10 protein-coding genes are annotated in these 13871 nt (G+C 39.1%); 1 reads left to right on the forward strand and 9 read right to left on the reverse strand.

Annotated features, from left to right (window positions below; translation table 11 throughout):
* Nucleotides 1–88 precede the first annotated feature (88 nt).
* From ACSSVW_RS19200 to ACSSVW_RS19240, 9 genes are all read right to left on the reverse strand, one after another.
* A complete protein-coding gene (locus ACSSVW_RS19200) occupies nt 89–502 on the reverse strand; it encodes a hypothetical protein (RefSeq protein WP_454179946.1) in 414 nt (137 codons plus the stop codon).
* Nucleotides 503–730: 228 nt separating this feature from the next.
* On the reverse strand, nt 731–2962 hold the full coding sequence (locus ACSSVW_RS19205; protein WP_454179948.1) for an AAA family ATPase: 2232 nt from the start codon (nt 2960–2962) through the stop codon (nt 731–733).
* Entirely contained in the window at nt 2959–3474 is a 516-nt protein-coding gene (locus ACSSVW_RS19210; RefSeq protein WP_454179949.1) for a hypothetical protein, read from the reverse strand. Before ACSSVW_RS19210 ends, ACSSVW_RS19205 begins: the two co-directional genes overlap by 4 nt.
* Complete coding sequence (locus ACSSVW_RS19215) at nt 3471–3881, reverse strand: hypothetical protein (protein ID WP_454179951.1); 411 nt, start codon at nt 3879–3881, stop codon at nt 3471–3473. Before ACSSVW_RS19215 ends, ACSSVW_RS19210 begins: the two co-directional genes overlap by 4 nt.
* Nucleotides 3863–5935, reverse strand: a complete 2073-nt coding sequence (locus tag ACSSVW_RS19220; protein WP_454179952.1) for a hypothetical protein — start codon at nt 5933–5935, stop codon at nt 3863–3865. The genes ACSSVW_RS19215 and ACSSVW_RS19220 overlap by 19 nt, the downstream gene beginning before the upstream one ends.
* Nucleotides 5932–7437 carry a tyrosine-type recombinase/integrase gene (locus ACSSVW_RS19225; RefSeq protein WP_454179953.1) on the reverse strand — a complete coding sequence of 502 codons (1506 nt, stop codon included), beginning with the start codon at nt 7435–7437 and terminating at the stop codon, nt 5932–5934. Before ACSSVW_RS19225 ends, ACSSVW_RS19220 begins: the two co-directional genes overlap by 4 nt.
* Before the next feature lie 12 nt (nt 7438–7449).
* The gene (locus ACSSVW_RS19230; protein WP_454179955.1) at nt 7450–8664 is read right to left on the reverse strand and encodes a tyrosine-type recombinase/integrase; all 1215 of its coding nucleotides are present in this window, start codon (nt 8662–8664) and stop codon (nt 7450–7452) included.
* A 143-nt stretch (nt 8665–8807) separates the two neighbouring features.
* The gene (gene ssb, locus ACSSVW_RS19235; protein ID WP_065978307.1) at nt 8808–9500 is read right to left on the reverse strand and encodes a single-stranded DNA-binding protein; all 693 of its coding nucleotides are present in this window, start codon (nt 9498–9500) and stop codon (nt 8808–8810) included.
* A gap of 19 nt (nt 9501–9519) precedes the next feature.
* Nucleotides 9520–10887 carry an MFS transporter gene (locus tag ACSSVW_RS19240; RefSeq protein ID WP_036973178.1) on the reverse strand — a complete coding sequence of 456 codons (1368 nt, stop codon included), beginning with the start codon at nt 10885–10887 and terminating at the stop codon, nt 9520–9522.
* Nucleotides 10888–11050: 163 nt separating this feature from the next.
* On the opposite strand from ACSSVW_RS19240, the gene uvrA reads away from it, so the two are divergent.
* Complete coding sequence (gene uvrA, locus ACSSVW_RS19245; protein WP_421418964.1) at nt 11051–13870, forward strand: excinuclease ABC subunit UvrA; 2820 nt, start codon at nt 11051–11053, stop codon at nt 13868–13870.
* Nucleotide 13871 lies beyond the last annotated feature (1 nt).

Here is a 13871-nt window from a genome sequence, read left to right on the forward strand (position 1 = left end):
GTTTTAATTTCGTCATTTTTTCACCCAAATTTGTATGCTTATTAGCATAACATTTCTTTCTTAATGGGTGGCCAAATTAACTATGCCACTATAACCCAGTTGCGAGGCAGATGACGCAATCATCACCCATCTGCTCGATCAACATTAATAGTGTTTTAAGCCGACTCGGTATCGTCCAATCCAAATTAATTATTCCGCCCTTAACTCCGCCCATTTCGTCTAACGAAATGACTTTTTCTACAGGGTGACTGAAGTTATCTCGAACAAATTCAGAACAAGCATGGAACGAGTTTTCAAAGACAATGAAAACTTTCATGAAAGGTGGGATTTTATTTATTATTTCATTTATTAAAAGCTGTTCCCGTGACCCTGATGTATTGCCAATGATCGTATAACACCTTGCGTTAGAGGGCATTTTTAGATTGTGATCAGGCTCAAGAAATGATTTTAACTCTTTATTCAATTCTTCAATCGATTGTACTGGAAATTGATCTTCTGTCATGGTTCTATCTTATTATTGAAACAACTACAATACAATATTAAACCATTGATTTATAAAGTAAATATACACAATGAGCACCATTTGGCATGTGATGATAGAAGTACAGACATAACTACTTACTTTTATTGCAGAAAATAGAAATTTGACCGAATAAGGTCACTAAAAATAAATTAAAAAAATAAGAATATGGAAGCAATAAACAAACATTAGCTTTGCCGTGGCGTAATTTCATTCCTCAAAACTAATTGATAAGTATTTTTCTTTTAAATGTACTTTTCTTTGTGCAGATAAATCGATTAACACAGCCGACTTTAATGTTGCTTCCGAGCCAATTATTAGGTTTTGTGTCGCAGCTCTTGTCACAGCGGTATAAAGCATTGCCCGGTCTAGATTAGGTGATGGTTCGATAGGGACTATAACTTTTTCAAATTGAGACCCCTGACTCTTATGAATTGTTATTGCATAGGCAAGTTTTAGTGCATCAATCACTTCGATAGTAATATTTCTTTCAACACCATCATCCCAAATAATGGTTCCAAAGCTTTTTACAATTGTTTGTTTTCCACTAATAGAATCTTCTATTTCTCTATAGGGCTTATAACGCTTCTTAATTTTTCCAACAGAACCATTCATGATATTTTGATCATAAAGGTTACTGCAACATATGACCTTGTCATTTACTTTGAAATCGGTCTCAACATACCGCTCCAAGTCATCAGCAAATACCCATATGACTTGTCCTAAATTCTGTTCTTTACATTTATCGTTTATTGCATCAGCCATCCTATTTGTGGCACAAATGATTTGTGTTTCGTCTGGATGAGCTTGATACTTTTCTACTGCTAGATTTTGTATCTTAAATCGTGATGCAATATCAACATGCTGGACATCATCGTGAAACTTTGGAGGAAATAACCCATTTCGAATAGAGTTAGCAACAACAGGAATGTTAGATTCTTCACTCTGCCTTTTAACCTCTGTTAACGTTAGTTTAGGTATCGTTTGAATATCCAACAATTCATGAAAAACACGCCCAAAATCAACTGGCGGAAGCTGACCAGAGTCACCAACCATAATAAACTTTATGCCTTCAGGGATATATTTCAGTAACCTATACATGCTTGGAAGATCTACCATTGAGCTTTCATCAATCACGATAAACAGATTTCTTTTATCGTGTTGCGTGAAATTAAAAACCCTGATAAACCTTGCTATGGTATATGACTCCTTGCCTGTCGCTTCTGACATTCTTTTCGCAGCTTTCCCGGACAAAGCGAGCTGAATTGGGTATAGCCCTTTATCAGCCATTACATTGTATAAAGCATCAAGCACAGTAGTTTTTCCTACTCCTGCGCCTCCATTTATAATAAAAAAATTATGTTTAGTGCTTTGAAGAACTGCCTCTTTCTGCAATTGAGTTAATGGGATTTTATTTCTCGCTCCATAATCAGTCAGCATTTGCAGAACGTCTTGCTCTTCAAACGTTATAGCTGGCACGCTCGATACGAGTTTACGTATCCTATGAGCAACAGTAGCTTCCATATAAAAAGCACCATTACTTTGATAAAAACCATTAGATAACACTTTGTAGTTTTCGCATTCGTGGTCTAATTCTAGGCATGACTCGATAAGCAAATCTTTATTCATGCTGGAATCACATCCTTTTAGTAACTCCACCATAAAAATTCTTAATTCTTCTTTAGATGCAACGGTACTACCTTGCAAAAGTACGTCATACAAGGCTTGTTCTATTATGGCCTTTTTTCTTACTGGTGAGTCAAATGGTAAACGTAGCTTTTCAGCTATGCGGTCACAAGCCATGAAGTTAAGTCCAAATGCCATTAACCTATATGGATCTTCATTGATTTTATCTAGTGTCTTATTTTGATAATAATTTGATACCCTAATTGACATTGAAATAGGTAGATTTAAAAACCCATTACAATACTCTAACTCTTTAATGTATATATAATTATTCCAGTCGAATATTGCATTTTCAGCAGTTGTTTTTGACAGTACTTCTTGTAATTTTTCTATATTGCTTGAATCAAGTACACTAATTAGATCATCACCAAATCTTTCCCAAAGTTTTTTAGCATAACGAGGACCAATGCCTTTGAACTTAGAGTTATTGCTTAACAACTCTATAATAAGTTTTCCTTGTGGCCTGACATACTCAATTTCTTTTGTTGTAATGATATACCTTGTTAAAAAAGGTTCTGCCTTTACTTCATATCGAGCATGGACATAAACAACCAAGATGTCGCCTCGTTTTATCCCTGAAATTAAGACCTCTATATCACTTTCGTCAACTCTTACGATGTAATGAACATTGCTATTAATAACGTTTAACGTTTCTTCACAAACCTCGACACCATTAAAAACTGCGCCTTTTCGCCCCTTATACGCACTTTTGGTAACCCTCAACGTTACAAATGAACGTAGTTTTTTGTCACTCATCGTGGAATACGACCTGTTCTTAGAAGGTGCTTGTCTTGCTCCTCTTTTTGCCAAAGTTTGACTGTCTTTTCTTTCAATTCAGCTTTAAGTTGATCAACTTGCGAAGTCAATTCATTTACCTCTGTTTGTAATCTTTTGATTTCTTTGTCTTTCTCTGCCAACTCCTTATGAGTTGTTGAATATTTATCTGTACTCTTTTTAGGTTGCTTAGAATCTCTCTTCTGATAAGGGAGTTCAATTACCAATTGCTTCTCTAATAACGTTATAGCCTTATTCGTTATATACTTTTTTACATGGGTGTTTTGGTAAATGCTAGAACGAGAAACTTTAGCCTCTTCACCAATTTTCGTTAAATTTAACAGCCCATTATCAATGAAATCTGACCAACCAAAGTCATCTAGAGAACCCAATCGAAGCGCAACTTTTATTAATCTATCTCTAGCTCCGTGCTGCATTTTATCTAGATTAAAATCTCGTAACTCAGATTGTATTAACTGCTCGTCAAATGTCATTCTACACTCTGGATACGTTCTGAAGTTTTCATAGAATGAGGAATAGGCATATTCAGTTGTTCAACTGAAATATTGGCGTTTGTAGCATTGTAAAGCCAGCGAACATACTTCTCATCGTAACGCTTGATAGTCTCATCATATTCTTTATTTTTAGTTTCTAGTTTTTTAACTTTTTCCTCTAATTCCTTGATGCGATCTTCGTCAGTCTTTTTTGTTTTTGTTATACCATTAACGTCCTTATAAGCTTCTGCTATCACCGTATTATTGGACAAAGCAACTCTTGAGAAGCCTGCAACCTCAGCTATCTGTTTCCAAGTAACTTTCCCATTCGTTGAACGGGCGGCTAATATATCGATGCTCCGACATATTTCTATTTCGTCTTCTTTGGTTATTTCTTTCTTTGCCATATTGGTTTACACCCGTTTTCTCCATCAGGAAATATTTGAACTTTATCTCCTGTTTCAATTTCTGCATTATTTTCTATTTCAAGAGCCTTCAAACAGCCTTCGTATAATTCGGTATGAGACAAAAGCCAGTTATTCGAGCCGTGAAACTCTTCATCAACAGCTTCTTTTGCTGCAATTATATGTTTTTCTTGTTGGGCTTTTATTCTTTCAAGCTCTGCTATTTCAGATTTATCACCTTTAGTTCTGTGATATTCAGAACAACCTCTTAGGCAAGCATAATGTTTACCGCAAGGTGAATCATTGTAATCGTGACTACACATTCCAATCGATGTAACAAGAGTTGTTGTTAAGTCAGCCACAGTTTCCAACGCTTCCTCTTTATCAACAAGAGTAAACAATATTGATGCTTCCTTTGCTTGCTCTTCAGATATGCCATGAGACGATATTATGTCTTCAGCAGCATCCATAACCTTTTTGGCTTTGTTAGTATGGTCATATGCTTCATTATCTCCCATGTGTTTTCGGCCAAAGTACCTAGCCACTTCAAGCTCTGAAACTGAATCAGCTAAATCTAGTATGGTATTCAAAAAGTGTCTGAATTGATGAGAAGTCAATCGAATTGGTTTACCTTCGAACATTAAGTTGTATCTCTCAAATACACTTTTAACGCCCATTGAGGGCCTTCCCGCTATATAGTCACTTAGTTGCAAATGAGTAAACGTTGTAAAGCTCCAGTACTCTGTTCTTTTTTCTGAGTGATGACGTAAATTCTGCGTGATAAATAACATATTTTGCAAAGAGGGGGATGCTGTTAGATCTTTTATCTGTGACCATAAGTTACGCGCTGAAACTCTAGCAAAGTTTAAAGTTTTATTTTTTAATTCAATTTGAGAAAAAGTAAACGCTAGCATTCCGCTTTCTGGATGCCTCACTTTATTCAGTTTTATGTCTCTTCTTTTTAAATAAGAAGACATAACTGATCTACTAGGAAAACCGCACATCTCCCAAACATCAGTAACAAATAAATCATTACCTTCGGTTAGACTGGGAAAAAAATCATGCTCTCCTTGCAGGCATTTAACAATTGTATCTCTGACTGGTTGAAGCCCGTTTTTAGCAGTATTAAGCCCCTTCTTCAATATGGGAACAAGTGACTCTGCTATATCTTTTGTACGATAGCCACCTCCTTTTCTCGCCTTATAAGTCAATTCATGAACTTTAAATGTCTGCGTATAACCTGTTAAAACATTTACTTCTTCAACTTCTTTTTCTTTTAGGCAGTCAACCTCCAATGTTATAAGCTCATCAAACCTCAATCCTGTAGCAAACATAATTTCTGCCATTGACTGGAAGATCTCATCATCCTGATTCATCTCTGTATTAGATAATGTAGCTAAAGCTATTAGGCTTTGCTTACTAGGAAGCTTTTTATTTCTGATAGTCACAGATTCTGTATCAATTCTACTGTCACTATTACTATGGTTATCACTTCTTTTGGCTGTTTTTTTATATTTAGTACGTTGATATGTAAACTGCATCTTATACATAAACAGTGATATCAACTCTAGCTTTTGAGCTGCACGGTAGTATGTGGTGTCTTTCAAAGAAGCTCTTGCATTTTGCTCAGCCAGTTTAAATTGATGAACAGTCAAATCTTTAACTTCCATACCCGTTTTTGACATAACATTATCAAGAAACCTGTACGCATTAATTAAAATTTGGTGTACTCCAAAATCTTTGGCCTTTTCGATTTGTGAAGCAGTGATATGGCATTTGGCTACATCTGATAATGAAGGCGTGTGGAAAGCTTCCATATCAGAAGATAAGGTTTTGACGGATTTCCCTTTATTATTATCTCGGTTGAAGTGAATATAATGTCGCTGTGTTGCTTTTCTGGCTGGAGCTTTACAAATTCCTTTTACATCCCAACTTATATCACTCCAATTCCAAGAATGTTTCTTACTAAATGGAGAATATTTTGTATAGAAGGCAATTGCCGTGACTAAATTCTCTTCTGGGTTTAAACCAACTTCTGGTAACAGTCTTACAGTCACAGCTCGCCTCTTTCCAACATTTGTACAAATTTACTTGCAGCTAAATAGTCATCATGTTGTAAAATTTCAATCGCGTGCTGCTCTCCAAATACTCTTTTTGATTCGCTCACAAATGTTTCAACAACCGCCTTATGGTCCGCGTCTTCAAATGCTTCGAGTGATGAACAACCGTAGCAGCTAAGAGGAGGGTTTAAGGCGCACGGAGTTCCACTGCCACAACTTCCAATTAGATGTAAACCTTGCCCCTCAGTTTGTGCAAATATCTCCTGTCCTTTTTGTGAGACTTCTTCTTTAGTGACAATTTTCCCAGCAAATGCATCAATAATGTCATCAGCCTCTCGCTTTAAAACATCATTCAGTTTTTTAGCAACATGGTGGGTGTGCCTGTAGTAAACTTCTAACTGCTGAAGATCTGAATGATCCATCAATTCCGCAACAACTTTTAATGTCGTTCCTTTTGCAATTAACTGGGTACAAAAAGTTTTGCGTAGCCTGCGATTTGTAACTAAAAAGTTTAAACCTAACAATTCTAAAATTGACTTAACTCTAACACGATATCTTTCTGAGGTTACTCTGATCCCTGTAGGTGGAGTTTCACCATCGATAACAGGTTTTGGACGATGATTACAAACAATAAACCAATCTTCAGGAATTTCATTACCTGTCAGAGCTGCATATTTACCCTTTAGTTGGATAATTAGCATTGCAAGGGATTTGGTTATAGGACGCTTCTTTAACACAGCATTGTTTTGACGCCCTCTTTGTTTAGCTCTAGGCACTTCAAGGTAATATGTTCCATCCATTGATTGCTTCAAATGTTTAAATTGAAGCTTGATTACTTGAATGTCTCTAGCTCCTATAACCTGTCCAATCTTTAATCCAATTAACCCTTGCAATTGAAAGCTACTCAAAGTAGGTAGATCAAGCTTAGTAATAGCTTGTTTAAAATCTTTTAATTCACGAAGTGAAAGAGGTCCTCGGTTAGGTATGTCAATAATAACATCTTTACCTTTCCCTTCATCTGAACCAAACTTTTTGACCTCTAAGTAATAATCGTAAAAATCTTCGTCAAAGAATGGCAATTCATGTAATACGCACCAACCGTAAAAAGATCTTAAAAATGACTTTTGAGATGGCCCAATAGAATCTGACTCAACATAGCTCTTGACTAAATCTATAATTTTTCCTTCAATTTCACTGCTGTCACATTCACCGATAATTAGTGTTCTGTTGATAATAGTGAAAACATTGAAAAGAGTTTGGTTGGAGTACTTCTTACAGGCATATGAAATCCATGCTTTTACATGATGAACCATAATAGGGTCAAGCAGAGTGAAATTTATAGATAATCTCTCTGGGTGTAGACTAATTACATCCAAATTTAAATCTAGAATTTGACCTTCTTGAGATTTAGGAGCTAACTCATAAACTACATTTTCTTGGCATTCTTCATATTCAACCAACAAAACATTTTCTGAATTTAAAGATGTATTACTTATCATAGGGAGGAGTTCCTAAAAGGGTATATCTTCTATTTTAAGCCGACCCATTTCGAACTCGGTTTCATAATTCAGCTTGTTTAAAGCGTCATAACATTGTTCTTCGGTTGCTAGCTTTTCATAATTTTCACTCATACGAGAGCTAGGACTCCAACCACCTAATGAGTTTTTGATTTTAATCTTTTGATCATCACTATATCCTTTTCGGTACATCATACGGTCCAAATTTTCAAAAAAAGTATGCCTGAGTCGATGAGGACCTAATGATTTAATATCAGGTAAATGTTCTTTGATAGTTGTAAAAATTCCATTAAGACCACTTACCGATAATGGCTGATTATCGCCTTGGCTAGATAACACAAGAAATGGCAGCTGCCGTTTAGCCGCGTCAGATGAATTACGTATACCCTTATATTCATTTATCAAATCACACAATGACTGTGAAATTGGTACAATTCTATTTCTAGTTTTTTCATGTGGCTTCTTTTTTCTAGGATCTGGATACTTAACGTTTTCCATAGTGTGTATATATGGACGTTCCTTTTTTGATAATTTTGTCGTATGACAGTTTTCAATTGTCAAGGACAATAGCTCTCCTTTACGAATACCCGTTTCATAAAAAAGTCGTATAATCATTTTATTTCGTAAGCGAGTATGTTTGTTCCATCCAAATAAATTTTGCTCATCCAATCCGTTGTATAACGATGCCTGTGCTATGATTGACAAGCCTTTTACTTTGGATACTTTAGAAATAGGTCTCTTTTCTTCTTTGAGTTTTGCGAATAACTTTTCCGCTCTTTTCTGTAAATTTTGTGTATGTAAGGCATCCGCTCGTCTTTTTGATAAAGCTATATTTAAGTAAAACTCAAAATAAGCAATCGTCCTATCAATTCTTTGGTTAAAATATTCTGGCTGAATGATTCGAGGGGTGATTGTAGAAACCTTGCCAGTATCTTCCGAGTACCTTTCTAGGTGGCGCTTAAGAGAGACGTATAACTCTCCATCGGTAAAGCATCCATCTGACATTTGCTCTTCTATCGAAGAATGTTCATCTGCCCATTTTTCTATATGAATTACAGTTCGCGCTATGGATTCTTGATAGTCATCAGATTTCCCGTCATTTTCAATTAAAGTAAATCTACAGAGGCGATCTATTGGAACACCATAATCATCTACTATTAAAAATGCAGTTTCATTGATTCCATCTTTTTCGACACTTCTCAACTTCATAGGCTCTCCTTTACACTTATAAAAAAGTACATTCCGAAAAAGAAAAAGTCAAGCCTAAACAAACTTTACACATCAAAAACAATAAAGCCCTGCATAAACAGGGCTTTAAATAAAATCATCTTTACATTTAAAAAGTTGGAAATTTAGAACGGGATATCGTCGTCAAAATCGATTGGTGGTTCCATTGGGTTTGATGCGCCACCTTGTGGTGCATTTTGTGGCTTAGGAGCAAAACCACCTTGCTGTGGTGCGCTGCTTTGCTGTTGGCCATAACCACCGTATTGGTTGTTATTTTGCTGCGGTGCAGGTGCAGGCTGTTGTTGTGGGCGCTGTTGTTGTGCTGGCGCCGGTGCTGACTGCTGCTGAGGTGCATAGCTGTTGCTTTGCGCTTGCTGCGAACCGCCACCATAGCCGCCACCTTGTTGTTGACCACCTTGGTAACCGCCTTGTGATTGGCCACCTTGATAACCACCACCCTGTTGGTCGCCACCACGGCCACCTAACATTTGCATTTGACCGCCCATGTCTACCACGATTTCAGTGGTAAATTTTTCTTGGCCAGATTGATCAGTCCACTTACGTGTTTGTAAACGACCCTCAATATAAACTTGTGAACCTTTACGAAGGTACTCACCCGCTACTTCAGCTAGCTTGCCAAATAAAACAACACGGTGCCATTCTGTACGCTCTTGCATTTGCCCTGTGTTTTTATCTTTCCAGCTGTCAGTCGTAGCAATGCTGATATTCGCTACACCATTGCCATTAGGCATATAACGTACTTCTGGATCTTGGCCTAAATTACCAACCAAGATTACTTTGTTCACACCGCGTGCCATGGAACTTCTCCTTTAAACGTTAGATTAAACCAGCCGCTTTTCGTGCTTGGTCTAGGTCAAATTCTTTATCATTAATCTTTAAATAGCTGCGATTTTCATCGCAAACAACCGTTGCTTCTATTACGCCCGGTAAAGCAACTAGACGAGAAGCAAGCGCTTGTGCCTGCTGCTCGGAACTTAATTCTGTCATTAAGCTAATAATTTTACTTCTTGGTGGGACTTGCATATTCCAAGCAAGGATAAGCCATATTACCCCAACAAGTGCCGCCGCCGCAAACACTGCTTGCGCACTTAGCGCTTGTGCAACATAGCCCCCCAATAAACCACCTAAAAAGGCACCAAAAAACTGCGTAGACGAAAACACGCCCATGGCAGAGCCTTTCTGGTTTGCAGGGGCAATACGAGACACTAATGCAGGCATAGTGGCTTCTAAAAAATTAAATGCGACAAAGTAAACTAACATACACACACCGATGCCAATCACAGAATCAACCCAGAATGACATCGCCAGCATGCTCAATACTAATAAAGCGATTGAACCAATAAACGCCTGTTTTTCTTTTTCTTTGCGGATAGCCACTATCATCATTGGCGCCATTAAGAAAAACGCTAAAAATAAGACTGGAATATATAAATACCAATGATGATCAGCAATTAATCCATCTTTAATTAACTGACCCGGTAAGGCTACAAACACCGTGGTTAACGTAAGATGAAGTAACATAACCCCAAAATCTAAACGCGCTAATTGCGGATGTTTAATTAATTGTTTTATGTCATCTAAGGTGGCAAGCGTGTCGCCTTTGGGTGCCTTGTTTACTGCATTTGGAACCAAAAACAAGACAATAAAAATACCTAAAATGGCCAACCCAGCTGTTAGCCAAAAAACGCCAGCAACACCCCAAGATGCCGCAACTATTGGCCCTAGTAGCATCGCAACAGCAAAGCTCATACCAATACACATACCAATAACAGCCATCACCTTTGGACGTTGCTCATCTCGGCTTAAATCTGAAGCCAAAGCAAGTAACGCACTGGCAATCGCGCCCATACCTTGTAATGCACGGCCAAACGTCACCATTTGTACCGACTCGGCGGTGGCAGCAATAACGGAACCAAGCGCAAACACGCACAGGCCTCCAATAATCACTTTTTTACGGCCTATTTTATCCGACAACCACCCCATTGGAATTTGTAACACGGCTTGCGTTAAACCATACGCACCGATTGCAAAACCAATCCATAGCGGCGAAAAACCTTCCAATTGCTGACCATAAATAGCCAGAACTGGCATCAACATAAATAGGCCAAGCATACGGAACGCAAACACGCTCGCTAACGAAACGGCAGCGCGTTTTTCTCGGGAGTTGAGTGAAGATGCTGTCATGAATTACTGAATCTTGCTGTCTATTAAAATGTAAGCGTGGATTCTACCACAAGCGAAAAATAAATAATCACCTGTAAGTGAGGATTTTTTCTTTGATCAAGGATTAATCTTGTCGCGTATTGTGAGATACTGAAATAATCACTTGGTAATAAAACGAGATAGCATGGAAAACATTGAAGTCCGAGGCGCCCGTACGCACAATTTAAAAGACATCAGCCTAACCATTCCCCGTGATAAGCTGATAGTTATCACTGGCCTATCTGGTTCAGGGAAATCGTCTTTAGCGTTTGATACATTGTATGCAGAAGGGCAACGTCGTTATGTAGAATCACTCTCAGCCTATGCAAGACAATTTTTATCGTTAATGGAAAAGCCTGATGTTGATCATATCGAAGGTCTTTCACCGGCTATCTCTATTGAACAAAAATCAACCTCGCACAATCCACGTTCGACGGTTGGCACAATCACCGAGATATACGATTACCTGCGTTTACTCTTTGCCCGTGTTGGTGAGCCTCGTTGCCCTACCCACGACCTACCACTGGCAGCACAAACAATTAGCCAAATGGTCGACACGGTTTTAGCTCTGCCAGAGGGCAGCAAACTCATGCTACTCGCCCCCGTGGTTAAAGACCGTAAAGGTGAGCATGTAAAGCTACTTGAGCAACTAGCAAGTCAAGGTTTTATTCGTGCCCGCATAGATGGTGAGGTATGTGACTTATCAGATCCTCCCACGTTAGAGCTGCATAAAAAGCACACGATAGAAGTGGTTGTCGATCGTTTTAAAGTGAAAGATGGTCAGCAGCAGCGCTTAGCCGAGTCATTCGAAACAGCCCTTGATCTTTCAAGTGGTGTTGCGCACGTCGCTGCAATGGATGACTCACTTAGCGAAGACATGCTTTTTTCAGCAAACTTTGCCTGTCCAACATGTGGCTACGCTATGAGCGAGCTTGAGCCTCGCCTTTTCTCGTTTAATAATCCTGCTGGTGCATGTCAAAGCTGTGATGGTTTAGGGGTTCGCCAGTACTTTGATCCCAATCGTGTGGTGCAAAACCCAGAGCTAAGTTTATCGGGCGGTGCGATTAAGGGCTGGGACAAACGCAGCTTTTATTATTTTCAGATGCTGCAAGCAGTGGCTGAACACTATGGCTTTGACCTAGAAGCTCCGTTTCAAGAATTAAGTAAAGATGCCCAAAAAGTCATTCTTGAAGGATCGGGTAAAACCAAAATCGCCTTTAATTATCGAAATGACCGCGGCGACCTTATTACTCGTAATCACGAGTTTGAAGGTGTATTAAATAATATGAACCGCCGCTACCGCGAAACTGAGTCAAACTCAGTTCGCGAAGAGCTAGCAAAATATCAAACCAGCCAAGCATGTCCAAGCTGTCATGGTTCTCGTTTACGCCAAGAGGCTCGTCACGTATTCATAGGTCAAACTAATTTGCCAGCCATCACCACCATGAGTATTGGTGAAAGTATGGCATTTTTTGAAGGCCTAGCGCTTACAGGTCAGCGTGCTCAGATTGCCGATAAAATCTTAAAAGAGATCCGTGATCGCTTATCATTTTTAATAAATGTTGGCTTAAACTACTTATCACTTGAGCGCAGTGCAGACACGCTATCGGGCGGTGAAGCGCAGCGTATTCGCCTTGCAAGCCAAATTGGTGCTGGGCTTGTTGGCGTTATGTATGTACTGGATGAACCGTCAATTGGTTTACACCAACGTGACAACGACCGCTTGCTAAAAACCCTTATTCACCTTCGCGATTTAGGGAATACCGTGATAGTGGTTGAACACGATGAAGATGCAATTCGCGCTGCAGATCACATTATCGATATTGGTCCAGGTGCCGGTGTTCATGGTGGTCATGTTATCGCACAAGGTACGCATGACGATATTTTAGCGAGCAAAGACTCTATCACCGGGCAATACTTATCGGGTGTGAAAAAAATTGAAGTACCAACCACTCGCCATCCAACGAACGACAAATGGCTTGAGCTATTCGGCGCAACGGGTAATAACCTAAAGAATGTTGATTTAAAAATTCCATTCGGTTTGATGACCTGTATCACTGGTGTTTCAGGCTCTGGTAAGTCAACGCTTATCAACGACACCTTATTTAAACTCGCTCACACTGAACTTAATGGTGCAACGACCGCAGAGGCCGCACCGTATAAATCGATTAGTGGTCTTGATCACTTTGATAAAGTAATTGATATTGACCAAAGCCCGATTGGCCGTACGCCACGTTCAAACCCTGCCACATACACCGGTATTTTTACTGGTATTCGTGAACTGTTTGCTGGCACCCAAGAAGCCCGCTCACGAGGTTATAAAGTCGGTCGCTTTAGCTTTAACGTGAAAGGCGGTCGTTGTGAAGCGTGTCAAGGTGATGGCGTAATCAAAGTAGAAATGCACTTTTTACCAGACGTGTATGTGCCGTGTGATGTATGTAAAGGCCAGCGCTACAACCGTGAAACACTTGAAGTACAGTACAAAGGTAAAAATATTCACCAAGTATTAGAAATGACCGTGGAAGATGCGCGCGAGTATTTTGATAAAATTCCCGCGATTGCCCGCAAGCTACAAACCCTAATGGATGTTGGCTTGTCTTATATCCGTTTAGGGCAAGCAGCAACAACCTTATCGGGTGGTGAAGCACAGCGTGTAAAACTGGCACGAGAGCTATCAAAACGCGACACGGGTAAAACACTCTATATACTTGATGAACCTACAACAGGTTTACACTTTGCTGATATTCAGCAATTATTAGTGGTGCTTCACCGTTTACGCGACCATGGCAATACCATTGTAGTGATTGAACACAATCTTGATGTGATCAAAACTGCTGACTGGATTGTCGATTTAGGCCCTGAAGGGGGCTCTGGCGGCGGTGAAATTTTAATTTCGGGTACGCCTGAAGAAGTGGCCGATTGCGAACGTTCACACACAGGCAGATACTTAAAACCACTACTATAAA

The sequence above is a fragment of the Pseudoalteromonas sp. MBR-15 genome (genome assembly GCF_053628915.1).

What these genes read in the sequence shown, in the direction of transcription:
- ACSSVW_RS19200 (WP_454179946.1), bottom strand. Translation starts at nt 502, where the DNA reads ATGACAGAAGATCAATTTCCAGTACAATCGATTGAAGAATTGAATAAA.
- ACSSVW_RS19205 (WP_454179948.1), bottom strand. Translation starts at nt 2,962, where the DNA reads ATGAGTGACAAAAAACTACGTTCATTTGTAACGTTGAGGGTTACCAAA.
- ACSSVW_RS19210 (WP_454179949.1), bottom strand. Translation starts at nt 3,474, where the DNA reads ATGACATTTGACGAGCAGTTAATACAATCTGAGTTACGAGATTTTAAT.
- ACSSVW_RS19215 (WP_454179951.1), bottom strand. Translation starts at nt 3,881, where the DNA reads ATGGCAAAGAAAGAAATAACCAAAGAAGACGAAATAGAAATATGTCGG.
- ACSSVW_RS19225 (WP_454179953.1), bottom strand. Translation starts at nt 7,437, where the DNA reads ATGATAAGTAATACATCTTTAAATTCAGAAAATGTTTTGTTGGTTGAA.
- ACSSVW_RS19230 (WP_454179955.1), bottom strand. Translation starts at nt 8,664, where the DNA reads ATGAAGTTGAGAAGTGTCGAAAAAGATGGAATCAATGAAACTGCATTT.
- ssb (WP_065978307.1), bottom strand. Translation starts at nt 9,500, where the DNA reads ATGGCACGCGGTGTGAACAAAGTAATCTTGGTTGGTAATTTAGGCCAA.
- ACSSVW_RS19240 (WP_036973178.1), bottom strand. Translation starts at nt 10,887, where the DNA reads ATGACAGCATCTTCACTCAACTCCCGAGAAAAACGCGCTGCCGTTTCG.
- uvrA (WP_421418964.1), top strand. Translation starts at nt 11,051, where the DNA reads ATGGAAAACATTGAAGTCCGAGGCGCCCGTACGCACAATTTAAAAGAC.